Annotated in this window: 13 protein-coding genes and 1 pseudogene; 6 read left to right on the top strand and 8 right to left on the bottom strand. The window is 64.5% G+C overall.

All coding sequences use genetic code 11. The features are described 5' to 3' along the window. Both gatC and FQP90_RS15985 read right to left on the bottom strand, forming a co-directional pair. Complete coding sequence (gene gatC / locus FQP90_RS15990) at positions 1-297, bottom strand: Asp-tRNA(Asn)/Glu-tRNA(Gln) amidotransferase subunit GatC (RefSeq protein WP_144652071.1); 297 nt, start codon at positions 295-297, stop codon at positions 1-3. A 198-nt stretch (positions 298-495) separates the two neighbouring features. Beyond that, positions 496-1,938, bottom strand: a complete 1,443-nt coding sequence (locus FQP90_RS15985) for a CitMHS family transporter (protein WP_144652070.1) — start codon at positions 1,936-1,938, stop codon at positions 496-498. Positions 1,939-2,136: 198 nt separating this feature from the next. On the opposite strand from FQP90_RS15985, the gene FQP90_RS15980 reads away from it, so the two are divergent. Both FQP90_RS15980 and FQP90_RS15975 read left to right on the top strand, forming a co-directional pair. Further along, positions 2,137-3,828: a sensor histidine kinase gene (locus FQP90_RS15980; RefSeq protein ID WP_144652137.1), complete on the top strand. Its 1,692-nt coding sequence runs from the start codon at positions 2,137-2,139 to the stop codon at positions 3,826-3,828. Continuing rightward, a complete protein-coding gene (locus FQP90_RS15975) occupies positions 3,821-4,480 on the top strand; it encodes a response regulator (protein ID WP_144652069.1) in 660 nt (219 codons plus the stop codon). The genes FQP90_RS15980 and FQP90_RS15975 overlap by 8 nt, the downstream gene beginning before the upstream one ends. A gap of 70 nt (positions 4,481-4,550) precedes the next feature. On the opposite strand, the gene FQP90_RS15970 is transcribed toward FQP90_RS15975, so the two are convergent. Together FQP90_RS15970 and FQP90_RS15965 are read right to left on the bottom strand one after the other, a co-directional pair. Continuing rightward, positions 4,551-4,931 (bottom strand): RidA family protein, encoded by a 381-nt coding sequence (locus FQP90_RS15970; RefSeq protein ID WP_144652068.1) that lies wholly within the window; start codon positions 4,929-4,931, stop codon positions 4,551-4,553. A gap of 57 nt (positions 4,932-4,988) precedes the next feature. After that, the gene (locus FQP90_RS15965) at positions 4,989-5,501 is read right to left on the bottom strand and encodes a GNAT family N-acetyltransferase (protein WP_144652067.1); all 513 of its coding nucleotides are present in this window, start codon (positions 5,499-5,501) and stop codon (positions 4,989-4,991) included. Between the two features lie 469 nt (positions 5,502-5,970). Between FQP90_RS15965 and FQP90_RS15960 the strand changes: the two genes are divergently transcribed. From FQP90_RS15960 to FQP90_RS15945, 4 genes are read left to right on the top strand one after another with little or no spacing between them, the layout of a single operon-like run. Then, a complete protein-coding gene (locus FQP90_RS15960) occupies positions 5,971-7,080 on the top strand; it encodes an ABC transporter substrate-binding protein (protein ID WP_144652066.1) in 1,110 nt (369 codons plus the stop codon). A gap of 2 nt (positions 7,081-7,082) precedes the next feature. Beyond that, positions 7,083-7,997, top strand: a complete 915-nt coding sequence (locus tag FQP90_RS15955; RefSeq protein WP_144652065.1) for an ABC transporter permease — start codon at positions 7,083-7,085, stop codon at positions 7,995-7,997. After that, entirely contained in the window at positions 7,973-8,692 is a 720-nt protein-coding gene (locus FQP90_RS15950) for an ABC transporter ATP-binding protein (RefSeq protein WP_144652064.1), read from the top strand. The genes FQP90_RS15955 and FQP90_RS15950 overlap by 25 nt, the downstream gene beginning before the upstream one ends. Positions 8,693-8,733: 41 nt before the next feature. After that, a complete protein-coding gene (locus FQP90_RS15945) occupies positions 8,734-10,101 on the top strand; it encodes an LLM class flavin-dependent oxidoreductase (protein ID WP_144652063.1) in 1,368 nt (455 codons plus the stop codon). A 7-nt stretch (positions 10,102-10,108) separates the two neighbouring features. Here FQP90_RS15945 and FQP90_RS15940 read toward each other — a convergent pair. The 4 genes and pseudogenes from FQP90_RS15940 to FQP90_RS15925 form a co-directional block, all read right to left on the bottom strand. Next, positions 10,109-11,316: pseudogene (locus FQP90_RS15940) on the bottom strand (AAA family ATPase). A gap of 10 nt (positions 11,317-11,326) precedes the next feature. Beyond that, positions 11,327-12,151, bottom strand: coding sequence for an inositol monophosphatase family protein (locus tag FQP90_RS15935; RefSeq protein ID WP_144652062.1), 825 nt, complete (start codon positions 12,149-12,151; stop codon positions 11,327-11,329). Continuing rightward, positions 12,148-14,436, bottom strand: coding sequence for an NAD-dependent DNA ligase LigA (gene ligA / locus FQP90_RS15930; protein WP_144652061.1), 2,289 nt, complete (start codon positions 14,434-14,436; stop codon positions 12,148-12,150). The genes FQP90_RS15935 and ligA overlap by 4 nt, the downstream gene beginning before the upstream one ends. 39 nt (positions 14,437-14,475) lie before the next feature. Then, positions 14,476-15,081, bottom strand: a complete 606-nt coding sequence (locus FQP90_RS15925; RefSeq protein ID WP_144652060.1) for a hypothetical protein — start codon at positions 15,079-15,081, stop codon at positions 14,476-14,478. Positions 15,082-15,150: the final 69 nt, after the last annotated feature.

The raw sequence follows: 15,150 nt of genomic DNA, 5'->3' as shown, positions 1-15,150 counted from the left end.
TTAGTCCTCATCCAGGATTGCCGGGACCTTGAAACGGTTCTCGAAAGCATCCGGGGCGCCGGACAACGCCTGCTCGGCCGTGAACGTGTGACCCACAACGTCCTCACGGAAGACGTTGGTCAACGGAATAGGGTGCGAGGTAGCCGGGACATCGTCCCCGGCAGCTTCACTCACGCTCTTCACCGAATCCACGATGACAGCAAGCTCAATAGCCATCCTGTCCAGTTCTTCGGCACTCATTTCAATGTGAGCCAGACGCGCAAGATGCGCGACGTCGTCACGGTTGATCGCAGCCATGGATCTCCCCTGCAAAGTTCAAATGGTTTTCCGAACCAGTCTACTTGTCTTGGGTGTGCCGGGGTGTCCTGACGCTACACCCGGGCGCCATCCTCCGCGTGCTCGCACGCCAATTCGCGGGTCCGCTGCACAATACGCCGTTACTGAACGGCGAATTCATAGCGAACCCGCGAACTCGACACTTGAAGTGGTGGCTGGTTAGCCGATGCCGATGGCCCCGGTCAGGACTCCGACTGCCAACATCACGATCGAAATGACGGCCGTGCGCCAGAGGACCTTCTTGTGGTGGTCGCCCAGATCCACCTTGGCGAGGGAGACCAGCAGGAGGATTGCCGGAACCAGGGGGCTCTGGAGGTGGAAGGGCTGGCCAGTGATGGAAGCGCGAGCCATGTCCGCTGCTCCTACGCCGTAGTGCGCGGCGGTTTCGGAGAGGACCGGAAGGACACCGAAGTAGAAGGCGTCGTTGCTCATGAAGAACGTCATCGGGATGCTGAGCAGGCCGGTGATGACCGCCATGAACGGGCCCATCTCTGCGGGGATGATCTGGACCAGCCACTCGGACATTGCCTTGACCATGCCCGTGCCGTTCAGCACGCCGGTGAGGACAGCAGCAGCCATGACCATGCTGACTACGGCCACGATGGACGGTGCGTGGGCGATCAGCTGGGCGCCTTGGTCCTTGACCTTGGGGAAGTTGACCAGGAGGGCGATGGCCGAGCCCACCATGAAGACAAACGGGAGCGGCACGATGTTGGCCACCAGGACCACCATGACGGCTACGGTCAAGCCCAGGTTGAACCAGAACAGCTTGGGGCGCAGCGTGGTGCGATTGGGGTCCAGGGCGGTATCTGCCATGGCGGTGTCGTGGTCGTCAACCAGGGTTGCTGGATCTTCAAGAACCGCGACGCCGGAACCTCCGCCGGTGCCCGGCTTGCCTGCGGTGGCGACTGAACCGCCGCGGCGACCTGAGCCGCCGTCGAACGCTTGCGAAGGATCAGCGACGTCCCCCCAGATCTCGGGGGCAGTGGTGCGGAGGCGGTTGCGTTCCTGCAGGCCGAGGAGCCAGGAGAAGACCAGCACGACGATGAGGCCAACGATGAGGGACGGGACCATGGGGACGAAGACGTCGTTGACATCCAGGTGCAGCGCGGTGGCGGCGCGTGCGGTGGGACCGCCCCACGGCAGGATGTTCATGGTGCCGTTGGCGAGGCCGGCCACACAGGTGAGGACCACCGGGCTCATCTTGAGGCGCAGGTAAACGGGCAGCATCGCGGCAGTAGTGAGGATAAAGGTGGTGGAGCCGTCGCCGTCCAGGGAAACTGCTGCGGCGAGGATGGCGGTGCCGAGGACAACCTTGGCGGGGTCGTTACCCAGCTTGCGGAGGATGAACTTCACCAGGGGGTCAAAGAGTCCGACGTCGATCATCAGGCCGAAGTAGATGATGGCGAACATGAGGAGTGCGGCCGTGGACGTCATGGACTTCATGGAGTCCATCACCATGTCGCCGATGCCGAGGCCCGCTCCGGCGAACAGGCCGAAGACGGTGGGAACGATGATCAGCGCCAGCACTGGCGTCAATTTTTTGGTCATGATCAGGACCATGAATACCGCAATCATTGCGAATCCAAGCAAAACCAGCACGGCCGGCTCCTTACTACTGTGAATGGCGCCACGTCGATGTGATGCGCACTACAGACGATATGGTGGCGCCCGTCACGGGCTGGGGTTTCCGGGAATTGTTGGGAATACTGCTCATTGAGAACGTTTTGCGCATTGTGCTCAATGCTTCAATGGAGCTGGAGGAAAGGAGTGAAGGTGCCCCGCAACAGGCGAGTCAGTATGCGCTTCTCCACCCAAACCCTCCTCCTCCAACTAGGGGTGGTGCTGCTGGTGGTCCTGCTCAGCGGCGCCGTCCATGCCTGGCTGGTGTACGAGCGGATCGGCGACGAAGCCGAAAACCAGGCCCTGACCCTTGCCAGGACAGTCGCGGCAGATCCCGATATCAGGGCCGGTGTCCAGGAGATCAGCAAGGAAGAAGGCACACCGCCACCGGAGGTCCTCGCTTCCGGTCCCCTGCAGGCGGCAGCGGAGGCAGTCCGCGTCCGCACCGGCGCTCTCTTTGTTGTCATCACCGATGAAACAGGGCTTCGCCTGGCCCACCCGGAGACGGCCCGGCTCGGCGAACGGGTCAGCACCGATCCCACCGTGGCCCTCGGCGGACAGGAAATCACCACCCGCAACACAGGAACGCTGGGGCCCTCGGCCGGAGCCAAAGTGCCCGTCTATGCACCGGACTCCACCAGCACCATCGTGGGCGAAGTCAGCGTCGGCTACTCCGTTGAGTCCTTGGGCAACAGCCTGGCGCGCGACATTGTCCCCATTGCCCTGACCGCAGGCGGGGCGTTGCTGGCGGGCGTGCTGGCGTCCTTCCTGCTCCGGCGCAGGCTGCAACGGCTCACCCTCGGCCTGGAACCGGAAGAAATCAGCACCCTGGTCCACGACCAGGTGGCAGTGCTCCAAGGTGTGGACGACGGCGTGATCGGCGTGGCTCCCGACGGTCGGATCTCGGTGTTCAACGCAGCCGCATCCCGGCTCCTGGACATCCCGGACGCCACCGGCCAAGACTGGGCCACGGCCAACGTTCCCGAACAACTCAAGCACCTCACCCAGCCAGCGGCGCAGGACGCCCAGGCCGTTGAAATCGTGGCCGGCGGACGGGTCCTGGTAGCTAACGCCCGTAAGGCCTGGCACCGCAAGGAAGACCTCGGGTGGGTGGTCATGCTGCGCGACCGCACGGAACTCCAGCAGCTCACCCGGCAACTGGACGCCGTGGGAACCATGTCCACGGCCCTGCGTGCTCAGCGCCACGAGTTTGCCAACCAGCTTCATACAATCGCCGGGTTCATCAGCATCGGCCAGCACGATTCCGCCAAGGAATACCTTGCCAGGATCTCTGCCACAGGGCCGCTGAAATTCCCCGTTGAGCAGGCAGAGCTCCTGCAGGATACCTATTTGCAAGCCTTCATCGGCGCCAAGGGGGTGGAGGCCTCGGAGCGCGGGGTTGCCCTTCGCATCGGCCCGGAAACGCTGGTCCGTGGGCACGTTGCGGATCCGCAGGACGTCACCACAGTGCTCGGCAACCTGATCGACAACGCGGTAAGTGCCGCCGTCGCCGGTTCCGCAGCGGAGCGCTGGGTGGAAGTTGAGCTGCTGGACGACGTCACCCGGAGCGGCGGGACGCTGCACATCGTGGTGGGCGACTCAGGCGACGGTTTTGGGAGCCTGGAACCTGAGGAAGTCTTCGCCGAGGGATTTACGACGTCGGAACAACCGGTACGCTCGGGGGCCGGGCAAGGTTTGGGGCTGGCACTGGTCCGGCAGCTTGCGCGGAGGCGCGGAGGCGATGTTCGTGTCCTGGATCCAGGCAGCGAAGGTGGTCCGGGGGCGGTCTTCATGGCGAGCATCCCGGGGGTCATGGATGCGGCCGGCACCGGGGTGGAGTCGACGATGAGGGAGGACAGCAGTGGCTGAGGATCTGAGGGTGCTGATCGTTGATGACGACTTCCACGTGGCCAGGCTGCACGCGGCCTATGTGGATTCGGTGGCCGGTTTCATGGCCCTGGCACCGGCCGGCTCTGTATCCCAAGCGCTGCAGGCTATCCACAGCCTTCGGCCCGATTTGGTGCTGCTGGATGTGTACTTGCCTGACGGCTCGGGGCTGGACCTGCTGGGCCAGCTGGACGTGGATGCCGTGATGCTCACTGCTGCCTCTGATGCGCAATCCATCAAGGTGGCCCTGCGCCGCGGAGCCCTCGGATACATGCTCAAGCCCTTCACCGCGGAAACCCTGTCCCAGCAGTTGAGGTCCTACGCCCGGTATCGCAGGATCCTCGGACAACAGACGGCTGTCGACCAGACCACCATTGAACGTGCCAAGCGGTCACTCATTCCCGGCGACGTCGCACCAAGCGCCAAGCCGAGGTCCGCAACTGAAGCGGCAGTCCTGGATTCCCTGCTTCCGGGCGAGCAATACTCCGCCGCCGAGGTCGCGGAACGGGTTGGCGTCTCCCGCGCCACAGCGCAAAGGTACCTGTCGTCGCTCGCGGACGATGGCGCCGTCGAAATCCAATTGCGCTACGGAACCACCGGCCGCCCGGAACACCGCTACGGCATCCCGAGCTAGCCCAACCAGCTGGCATTAGTGGTTGTTCTGAGCGCTCAGAACAACCACTAATGCGACTCAGTTGGGTGCGTTACGCGGACTTCTGGGCCACGAGTTCGATCTCCACGAGCATTTCGGGATCCAGGAACGGCAGGACGTGGACAAGGGCCAGCGTGGGGCGGATCTCACCGAAGACCTCGCCGTGCGCGCGTCCGGCATCTTCCCACTTGCTGATGTCCGTCAGGTACAGCTTGGACTGGACCACGTCTTCGTAGGAGAATCCGGCGTCTTCCAGCACCGCGCCGAGCTTCTCAAGGATGTACTTGGTTTGCGAATAGAAGTCATCGCCAACAATGCCATCGGGGCCGCTGGCAGCCGTGGCGGAAATGAAGAGAGTGTTGTCCACCTGCACTGCGCGGGAGTAGCCAAGGGTCTGCTCCCAGACCGAACCCGTGCCGAATGTCTTGCGCATGCCGCGCCTTTCCTGTCGTTTTCGCCCGGTCCGGTGACCGGCCGTACCAAGGAAACTTTATGACTGCGAGAGCTCGAGCCTGTAAACGAACAGCTTTATGTCGGTGCCGGGAACGAACCAGTCGCGGTGCGGGGCGCGGTCAAAACCGGTCCGCGAGTAGAGGGCGTTGGCGCTTTCCCATGTTGCCCCGGTGGTCAGCGACACCGCGTTGATCCCGTCCATGGCTTTGGCTTGGTCCACCACGGCCTGCACCAAGGCCCGGCCCGCGCCGGAGCGCTGGACAGCCGGATCCACCACGAGGGTGCGCAGTTCCAGTTCGTCATCCAGTCCGATGTCCGAGAAGCCACCGCCGGCCGGAGCTGCCGTCACGGAACCGATGACCTCACCGTTGCGCTCTGCCACCAGAATCTCGGCGTGTTCCGCACGGCCGGCCACGTCCTGGAGTTTTTGCAGGTACGGGTGATCGGCGTCGCCGTAGTACCCCGCGGTGACGTAGGAGTCCTGCGTAATGCGGGCAACGGCGTCGTAGTCTTCGGGCAGGGCGGGACGGACGGTAATCGGCGAAAGCACCTACCAATGGTAGTCGCGCCGCACCGGCGCCGCGTGCCAAATGCGCCTTTCCGTGATGGAACTATCAGTCACGTGTGGAAGGCACGACGGCGGATAACCGGCTGCCGCTGTTCAGCCGGGTGGCCAGTGGGCTGCTTTTGTGTTGCCTCACGTGGCGGCGAATTGAGCCGCATTGCGTGCGGTGAACCCCGGTTTCCTGCTGTTGCGTGCACATGTCGAAACGCTGGTGCACGGCATAGTGCGCGTGTTTGAGTTGCCACACGGGGAGTGACTGACGCCCTCACCTTTGACATCTTCGTGGATACAGAACAGGAGGAACGATGCCCAAGACCGTTTCGAATGCGCACGCAACGCAGGCTCACTCCTGCTGTCCGTCCTGCCTTCAGAACTAAGCGATCTCCCCCGCTGCCCCGTCGATGCCCTCGGCTCCGGGCCACCAGCGAACCCCCAAGCACCTGAAAGGCTGTTCATGTCGTCCGCGTCCCTTCGCGCCCAAAAACACCCCAAAACCCCTCCGAACCGCCGCCATGTCCTCGGCGCCCTCCTCGCACTTCCTGCCCTCGGCCTGCTGACGGCTTGCGGTGGAGCAGCAACAGCGGGAGGTGAAGCCACGCAGGCCGCACAAGTGACCGCCCCTCTTGCTACTGCCGTGCCGTCGGGCACCACCCTGGTAGTAGGTGACCCCTCGGTCCAGGTGGCGCTCGAACTCTCCGGTTTGGACAAGCTGCTCAGCTTCCCCGTGAAGTTCGCCAACATCTCCGGCGGCCCTGCCACCACCGAAGCCTTCCGGGCCAACGCCCTGGATGTGGGGTCCGTCGCCGACATTCCTCCCATCCACGCCACGTGGACCGGTTTGGATGTCCGGATCGTCGCCAGCGTCTACCGCCAGGACGCCGTGAACCACCCGCTGTACGAACTGGGAGTGGCACCCGGCGCGGGCATCACTGACTTGCAGGGCCTCCGCGGCAAGAAGATCGCGTACAGCCCCGGCCAGGCTCAGGGTGCTTTAGTGCTGCGCATCCTGGAAAAGGCGGGCCTTCAGCAGGGCGACGTGAAGCTCGTGGAACTGCCCAGCACCGGCGACACCTATTCCACGGCCCTGTCCAGCAAGCAGGTTGATGCCGCTCCGCTGGGTGGCGTCCAGATCAAGCGCTACCTGGCCAAGTACGGCGCCGACGGCGGAACCACGCTGCGGCACGGGCTCCGCGACGACCCCGGCCACCTGTATGCGCCGGCCAAGGTGCTGGATGACCCGGCGAAGGCCGCAGCGCTTGCTGAGTATGTCGAGATCTGGGGGCAGGCCCAGCGCTGGATCCAAGACCACCCCAAAGAGTGGCTTGAAGGCTACTACGTCAAGAACCAAGGACTTTCCGCTGAGGACGGCCAGTACCTGATCGATGCCGCCGGCGAGCGCGACCTCCCCACCTCATGGACCGACGCGATAGCACGGCACCAGCAAACCATCGACCTGCTCTCACGGGAGCAGAAGAAACCGAACCTGGACGCCGCCAAGCTGTATGACCTGCGATTCGAGGCCATTGGCGGCACCGCCTACGCCGCTGCAGGGAAGGGTTCGTAGCCATGACTACCACTGCTGCCCGACGCTCGACCACGGTCACCGCTCCCCCGTTCGGGGGCGGCCACGGCACCCACCCGGGTACCGTCGTCGAGCCCCATCTTGATCCGAACCTCTCCACTAGGCCGGACATCCGGCCGAGCAGCCGCCGCCTGGGACCTGGCCGACGACGCCGTTTTGCCGGTCTGGTTGGCCCTGCCGCGCTGATCCTGTTGTGGGTGGCAGCCTCCGCCACAGGCCTGTTGGACCCCCGCATCCTGTCCGAGCCGTGGACCGTAGTTTCCACGGCGGGGGAACTGATCGCGGATGGCCGGCTCCAGGAGAACCTCGCGATCTCTGCACAGCGTGCCGGTCTGGGCCTGTTCTTCGGAATCGTTGTGGGTGCTGTCCTGGCGGTCCTGTCCGGGCTGAGCCGTGTGGGTGAGTCCCTGATCGATGGTCCTGTGCAGATCAAGCGTGCCATCCCCGGGTTGGCGCTCATCCCATTGCTTATCCTCTGGTTCGGCATCGACGAAACCATGAAAGTCCTCACCATCACATTGGGTGTGTTCGTCCCGATCTACCTCCAAACGCACGCCGGACTGCGCGGCATCGATCTCCGCTACGTGGAACTGGCACAGACCGTTGGCCTGAGCCGGGCCGGTTTCATTCGCCGAGTGGTTCTTCCCGGGGCATTGCCGGGGTTCTTCCTGGGCCTGCGGTTTGCCGTCACAGGCGCGTGGGTGTCCTTGGTAGTGGTGGAACAGATCAATTCCACCAGTGGCATCGGCTACATGATGGAGCTCGCCCGCACCTACGGCCAAACCAACATCATCGTCCTGGGCCTGGCCGTGTACGGCGTCCTGGGACTGCTCTCCGACGCCGCCGTCCGGCTCCTGGAACGAAAGGCCTTGTCATGGCAACGAACACTGGCGGGCTAGGCACGCCGCCTTCCTACGAGGTTTCCGTCCGCGGCCTCATTCGCAGCTTCGGGCCGAAAGGTGTCCTGAACGGCGTCGACCTCGACATCGCCCCCGGCGAGTTCGTGGCCCTCCTGGGCCCCAGCGGCTGCGGCAAGAGCACGCTGCTGCGCGCACTGGCGGGCTTGGACCGCGATGTCCGCGGCAGCGGAGTGGTTAAAGTCCCCGAACAGGTCTCGGTGGTGTTCCAAGACTCCCGGCTTCTGCCATGGGACAGCGTCTTGGGCAACGTCACCTTGGGCCTCAGGGACCACGACGCCGACGCCCGCGGCCGACGCGCCCTCGCCGAAGTGGGACTCGCCGGCCGTGAAAAGGCGTGGCCGCACGAGCTGTCCGGCGGCGAGCAACAGCGTGTTGCCCTGGCGAGGTCCTTGGTGCGCGAGCCGCGTCTGCTCCTGGCCGACGAGCCCTTCGGGGCCCTTGATGCCCTGACCCGCCTGAAAATGCACGCGCTCCTGAAGGAACTCGTAGCCGCCCATCAGCCCGCGGTCCTGCTGGTCACCCACGACGTTGACGAGGCCATCACGCTCGCGGATCGCGTCATCGTCCTCCAGGACGGTCGTGTCGCCCTGGAGCGCGTGGCCGGAGCCGGCGTCGACCATTACTCGCTGAGGGGCGAACTGCTCGCCGCCCTTGGCGTCCACGCAGCCGCCTGAATACCTACCGCCCCACCTTAATTGCCACCCAAGGAGAAACCATGTCCGAACCACAGCGCCACCTCCACCTCAACGCCTTCCTCATGAGCACAGGGCACCACGAAGCTTCGTGGCGGCTCCCGGAAAGCGACCCCCTGTCCCCCACCAAAGTGGAGCACTACCAGCACCTCGCCCGCACCGCCGAGCGCGGAAAGCTCGACTCCATCTTCTTCGCCGACTCCCCGGTCCTGTTCGGCGAGGTGGGACGCCGTCCCGCCGGCAAACTGGAGCCAACCGTCCTGCTGACCGCCATCGCGGCGGCCACGCAGAAGATCGGACTGATCGCCACGGCGTCAACCACCTACAACGACCCCTTCAACCTGGCACGCCGCTTCGCGTCGGTGGACTGGGTCAGCGGCGGCCGCGCTGGTTGGAATGTCGTCACGACGGCGGGACCGGACGCCGCGCGGAACTTCGGCGTGGATGACCAGCCGGCCCACGCCGTCCGCTATGAACGGGCGGCCGAGTTCATCGACGTGGCCCAGAAGCTCTGGGACAGTTGGGAAGACGACGCCGTACTGGCCGACAAGGCCGAGGGTGTGTGGGGCGACGACAACAAGATCCGGGCCATCGACCACCAAGGCAAGCACTTCCGTGTCCGCGGTCCGCTGAACGTTCCGCGTTCACCGCAGGGCCATCCCTTGATAGTGCAGGCAGGATCCTCTGAGGACGGCAAGAAGCTGGCCGCACAGTACGCAGAAGCTGTGTTCACCGCGCACCAGACCCTGGCCGACGCCCAGGCGTTCTACGGTGACCTGAAGGCCCGCACCGCCGCAGTGGGCCGGGACCCCGAGGGCATCAAGATCCTGCCGGGCATCGTCCCGGTGATCGGTTCCACCGAGGCCGAGGCCTTGAAGCTTGAGCGTGAGCTGGACGAGCTGATCAAGCCGGAGTATGCCCGCGAACAGCTGGCCAAGACCCTGCGCCTGAAGCCTGAGGACCTTCCGCTGGACCGGCAGTTGCCTGCAGACCTGCCCTCCGAAGATGAAATTGAGGGTGCCAAGAGCCGCTACACGCTGATCGTGGAACTGGCGCGACGCGAGCAGCTCACGGTGCGGCAGCTGATCGGTCGCCTGGGCGGCGGACGTGGCCACCGTACCTTCTCCGGAACGCCCGAGCAGGTTGCGGACGCCATCCGGGATTGGTTCTTTGCCGGCGCCGCCGACGGCTTCAACATCATGCCGCCGGTCCTTCCTTCGGGCCTGGAGACCTTCGTGGACCACGTGGTGCCGATTCTCCAGCAGCGTGGCCTTTTCCGTACCGAATACACCGCCTCCACGCTGCGCGGACACTATGGGCTTGCCCGCCCTGAGAACCGCTTCGCCGGTTCCAGCGCTCAGCAACTCACGTCCATCGGATCGGCGTTCTGACCGTCGATCAGCGCTTGGGCCAGCTCCATAACGGACCTTCCAGCGATCCCAGGCCCTTGATCCTGGTTTCGCCGAGGTCCTTGTAGAGCTCATGCTCATGTGCCGACCCGCTCTCCCGCAGTGCTTTGAGCAAGGCCTCGGAGTGGGTCACCACGATCATCTGGCTGTTGGCACTGGCCTGGACAATGAGTCCAGCCAGTGCCGGCATCAGATCGACGTGGAGGCTTGTCTCGGGTTCGTTGAGCACCATGAGTTCGGGAGGCCTTGGAGTCAGTAACGCAGCTGTGAGCAGGAGGAAGCGAAGCGTCCCGTCCGAAAGCTCGGCGGCCTTCATCGGCCGCAGCATGCCAGGCTGCCGCAGCTCCACGCTGAAACGGCCATCGCTGACGGAGATCCCCAGCCGACTTCCGGGAAAAGCATGATCGACGGCGGCGTCAAGCTGCCGTTCGAAGCCCACCTCGCGCAGCGTCTGGAGGGCGGCCGCCAGGTCCCTGCCGCTGTGGTGCAGAACAGGGGTGCGGGTACCTATTTGGGCCTGCCGCGCGGGAGCTTCGGCATCCGTTCGGAAATGATCGTAAAACCGCCAGGATCGCACGGAATCGCGGACCCGCAGGACTTCCGGGGCCCGGTCCTGGTCCGAGACCTCAGTCAGCATGCTCTGGTAGGTGTCCAAACGCCGGGAGAGTTCCGTCCACTCACCGTCCGGACCGCGCAGCCTGGCGAGGGCCCCTTTGCGGTCAACCAGCAATGAGCCCGGCCTGGCTACCGGTCCGGAGAAGATCTGCTCCCGTTTGATCTCCGGATCCAGGCTGAAAGCGGAGGGCTGCGTTTTCCCGGTCTCCGCGTCAAAGCCGGAGCCGCTGGACACCGGCATGCCGAGGTCTACCAAGTAGCCGAACCCGTCACCGGAGTAGCCCAGTTTCAGGTTGACCGACTCCCGCCGGACGGTTCCTTGGAGGGGAACATCACCGCGGCGCATTGCCTCGCTGATGGTCTCCGGCCCGGCCCACAGCGTGGACGACAATCCACCGTCCCGGGCAAGGGAACCCACGACGTTTCCGGAATCGCCCCCTGCGCATTCGGCCAGCAGCCGCAGGGCGCGGTACAGCGAAGACTTCCCACTGCCGTGGCGCCCGTGACAATGTCCAGTCCGTGCAATTCCATCGCGAGGTCCCGGATGGACCGGTAGTTGGCGATGGCGAGCGTCCTGATCACTGGATGGTTGTCACAGCGGGAATTTGCCGGACAGTTCCAAGGCACCGGCGCACATCCAGGCAGCCAGGCGATCCTCTGTGCTGGGCCCGCCGTCAAGGGGACTTTCCAGCCGTGGCCTACGCACCCAGCAGCCTGCTTCTTCAGCGATCAAGGCACCGGCGGAGAAGTCATGCTCGTTGAGTCCGCGTTCGCCGTATGCGTCGAAGGTACCGTCCGCCACCAGGCAGAGGTCCAAAGCAGCAGAGCCCAGCCGCCGGACGTCCGCAAAGCCGTCCATGAGTTCAGCGAGCCCAGCTGACTGATCGGCCCGGGTGGCGGGATCGTAGCTAAAGCCGGTGGCCAGGATGAGTCCGGTCCTTCCGGGGACCGGGCCGGCAAGGCGCGTTGTCTCTCCGGCAGTTTCGAGCCAGGCACCGTGGCCCCGAGCAGCGGAATAGACGCGTCCCAGCGCTGGTGCGTGAACCACGCCGGCCAGCCACACGCCGTCGGAATCCGCCACAGCGACGGACGTCGCGTAGTAGACGATGTTGCGGATGAAATTGGTGGTCCCGTCCAGTGGATCGATGGACCAACGGTAGCCGGAAGGTTGGTCCGGGCGGGTAGTCCCGTGCTCCTCCCCCGTGATGCTGTCCTTCTCCCGTTCAGCAGTAATTGCTTCACGAACGGCGTTTTCCGCGGCGACGTCGAAGGCTGTGACCCAGTCCCCGGCCTCGCCCTTGTTCGTGGTGTCCAAACCATCGCCGGCTGTTCCACTGGCAGAGCGCTGCGACAGCACCGCGGCTCCCGCCGCAGCGGCTCGTTTGGCGACAGCAAGCAGTTCCAACGGATCCGTCATTCGGATTCTGCCTCCGCTGCCGGTTCTTCGGGTGCTGCTTCCGGTTCCGCGTCCGTCTTTGCCGGTCCGTTGGCAAGGAGCTCGCGGAAGCCGTCCTCGTCCAGCACCGGAACGCCCAGTTGCTCCGCCTTGTCCAGCTTGGTCCCGGCGCTTTCACCGGCCACCAGGTAGCTGGTGTTCTTGGAGACGGATCCGGAGGCCTTCCCACCGCGGATGATGATGGCTTCCTTCGCTTCGTCGCGGCTGAAGTTAGGGAGCGTGCCGGTGACCACCACCGTAAGGCCTTCGAGTGTTCGCGGCATCGAGGTATCGCGCTCATCCTCCATTCGGACACCAGCAGCCGCCCAGCTGTCCACGATCTCGTTGTGCCAGTCCACTGCGAACCATTCCTTCAGGGCCACCGCAATGGTGGGGCCCACGCCATCCACATGCGCCATTTGCTCCTCCGTGGCGTTGCGGATGGCGTCCATGCTGCCGAACGCAGTGGCCAAGGCCCGGGACGCGGTGGGGCCCACATGGCGGATGGAGAGCGCCACCAGCACACGCCAGAGCGGCTGCTTCTTGGCTTTCTCCAGCTCAGCAAACAACTTCTCGGTGGTGGCCGTCGGCTTGGACGGGGACTTGGCCGTTCCCTTGGTGTAGAAGTACGGAACGAGTTCGTACTCGCCCGTGCCCACGCCCTTCGAACGCTTCTCCCGGCGGATCAGGACATCCGCCAGGTCCTCGCGGGTCAGGCTGAACAGCCGGGCTTCGCTGGTCAGCGGCGGCGTTTCCGGTTCCGCCGGTTGGGTCAGCGCAACCGCTGCTTCCCAGCCCAGTGCTTCGATATCGAACGCACCCCTGCTGGCTACGTGGAACACGCGCTCACGCAACTGTGAGGGGCACGACTTGGCATTGGGGCAACGAATATCCACATCGCTTTCCTTGGCCGGCGCCAAGGGGGTGCCACAGGAAGGGCATTCCGTGGGCATCACGAATTCACGGACCGGCGGATCCTGCTTGTCCCGCAGGGCGAGCACGGGGCCTACGATCTCTGGAATAACATCACCGGCCTTGCGGAGAATCACGATGTCGCCGATCATCACGCCCTTGGCCTTGACCACATCCTGGTTGTGCAGCGTGGCCATTCCCACGGTGGATCCGGCAACCTTCACAGGCTCCATCAAGCCGAACGGCGTCACGCGCCCCGTGCGGCCAACATTGACGGCGATGTCCAGGAGCTTGGTGTGGACTTCTTCCGGCGGGTACTTGTACGCCGCGGCCCACCTGGGGACGCGGGACGTGTAACCAAGCGCGCGCTGCGTGGCAAAGTCATCGATCTTGACCACGATGCCATCGATCTCGTGCAGGAGTTTGTGCCGGCGCTCACCGTAGTCGGCAATGAACTTCAGGACATCGTCGAACGAGTCCAGGACCTTGAGGTACGGGCTGACGGGAAGCCCCCACTGCTCAAGAAGCTTGTACGTTTCCGATTGGCTCTTGGCATTCAGACCTTCACGGGCACCGATGCCGTGCACAAACATGCTGAGCGGGCGCTTGGCCGTTTCCGCAGGGTCTTTCTGGCGCAGCGAACCTGCCGCAGCATTGCGGGGGTTGGCGAGCGGCGCTTTACCCGCGGCGACGAGGGTCTCATTGAACTCGAGGAAGGCCTTGGAGGGAATAAACACCTCGCCCCGAATTTCCACTTCCGAAGGGTAGCCGGATCCGCTGAGCTCCCGCGGGATTTCCTTGATGGTGAGGACGTTATGGGTGATGTCCTCCCCCGTGGTGCCATCGCCTCGGGTGGCAGCGCGGACCAGTTTGCCGTCACGGTAAAGGAGGTTCACGGCCAGGCCGTCAATCTTCAGCTCGGTCAGCCATGCGATGGCCGGGACGGAGTCGCCCAGCTTAGCAACGGAGGCTTCGGCCTTGCGGACCCAGGCTTCGAGCTCATCCAGCGAGAAGACGTCGTCAAGGCTGTACATCCGCTGCAGGTGCTCCACCGCGGCAAACGCCGAGGAAACCTCACCGCCTACTTCCTGCGTGGGGGAATCGTTGGAGACGAGCTCCGGGTGGAGCGCTTCCAGCTCTTCCAGGCGCCGGTACAGTTCATCGAACTCAGCGTCCGATACCGTGGGCGAGTCCTCCTGGTAGTACGCGTAACGGTACTTGCGTACGAGGTCCGCCAATTGCTCATACTCGTCACGCAGCGTTTCCGACGGAGGTGTTCCCTCGTCAGCAACGATGGCCGCTGCGGCGTCCTGGGTTGTGGTGTCGACCGGATCCGGATTCTCTGGTGTGCTCACAGGTCTATCTTGCCGCAAGCGGCAGACATTAAAGCGCTGCTAGTGCGACGAGAGGCGGTTCTTGCTCCACAGCGCAAACGCCAGTCCGCCCAATCCCACCAGCAATACCGCACCCAGGATGCCGAACAGACCCAGCATGTTCGGCCCTGTGAATGAGTTCGATGCCATCATGGCGGCCTGGGTCTCCTGGCCTTTGTCCACGGGGGTATTCCAGTTGGAGGACTTGGAAGGGCTGGGGCTGGCCGAGGTGGGGCTCGCGCTCGGAGAGGCCGACGGCGTCGCTGACGCCGCCGAGGTCTCAGCGCTCGGGATCGGTTCGGAAGAGTTCGACGCCGGACCGGCCGGCTGCGGTGCCACAGTTACCGGGGCCTGGGTCACCACGGGTCGTGGCGCTTCCACCTTGGGCGCCGGTGCCGCCGGTTCCAGTGCTGCCTCCGTTTCCCGAACGCGGGTCGGTTCCGGCTTGGGTGCAGGCTTCTTGTCTGCTTCCGGGGCCAGCCCGGGCTGGGTCGGCAACGGGTCGTCGGCGCCCTCGGTGGGCGCGCAGGAGAATTTCCCGTCGCACGGAGCGGCTTGGGCGGCGGCAGCGGGCGCCAGGAACAGGCCAGCGGCCAACAGAACGGCAGGGACAACGGAGTGTCGCATGAAAGTAACCTCAGCTGGGGCGTTGGGGCGCCCGCAGTAATCAGGAAGTTCGGGTGTTTCCCGAAATCC

This window comes from Paenarthrobacter nitroguajacolicus (genome assembly GCF_007786235.1).
In the GTDB taxonomy this organism is placed as follows: Bacteria; Actinomycetota; Actinomycetes; order Actinomycetales; family Micrococcaceae; genus Arthrobacter; species Arthrobacter nitroguajacolicus_A.
The sequence above is the reverse complement of the archived record's forward strand: the minus strand, read 5'-3'. Positions and strand labels throughout refer to the sequence as shown.

Bases quoted from the DNA above. Each gene is read 5' to 3' on its own strand.
- FQP90_RS15960 (WP_144652066.1), top strand. From the start codon at position 5,971: ATGTCGTCCGCGTCCCTTCGCGCCCAAAAACACCCCAAAACCCCTCCG.
- gatC (WP_144652071.1), bottom strand. From the start codon at position 297: ATGGCTGCGATCAACCGTGACGACGTCGCGCATCTTGCGCGTCTGGCT.
- FQP90_RS15970 (WP_144652068.1), bottom strand. From the start codon at position 4,931: ATGCGCAAGACATTCGGCACGGGTTCGGTCTGGGAGCAGACCCTTGGC.
- FQP90_RS15950 (WP_144652064.1), top strand. From the start codon at position 7,973: ATGGCAACGAACACTGGCGGGCTAGGCACGCCGCCTTCCTACGAGGTT.
- FQP90_RS15955 (WP_144652065.1), top strand. From the start codon at position 7,083: ATGACTACCACTGCTGCCCGACGCTCGACCACGGTCACCGCTCCCCCG.
- FQP90_RS15935 (WP_144652062.1), bottom strand. From the start codon at position 12,151: ATGACGGATCCGTTGGAACTGCTTGCTGTCGCCAAACGAGCCGCTGCG.
- FQP90_RS15945 (WP_144652063.1), top strand. From the start codon at position 8,734: ATGTCCGAACCACAGCGCCACCTCCACCTCAACGCCTTCCTCATGAGC.
- FQP90_RS15925 (WP_144652060.1), bottom strand. From the start codon at position 15,081: ATGCGACACTCCGTTGTCCCTGCCGTTCTGTTGGCCGCTGGCCTGTTC.
- FQP90_RS15980 (WP_144652137.1), top strand. From the start codon at position 2,137: ATGCGCTTCTCCACCCAAACCCTCCTCCTCCAACTAGGGGTGGTGCTG.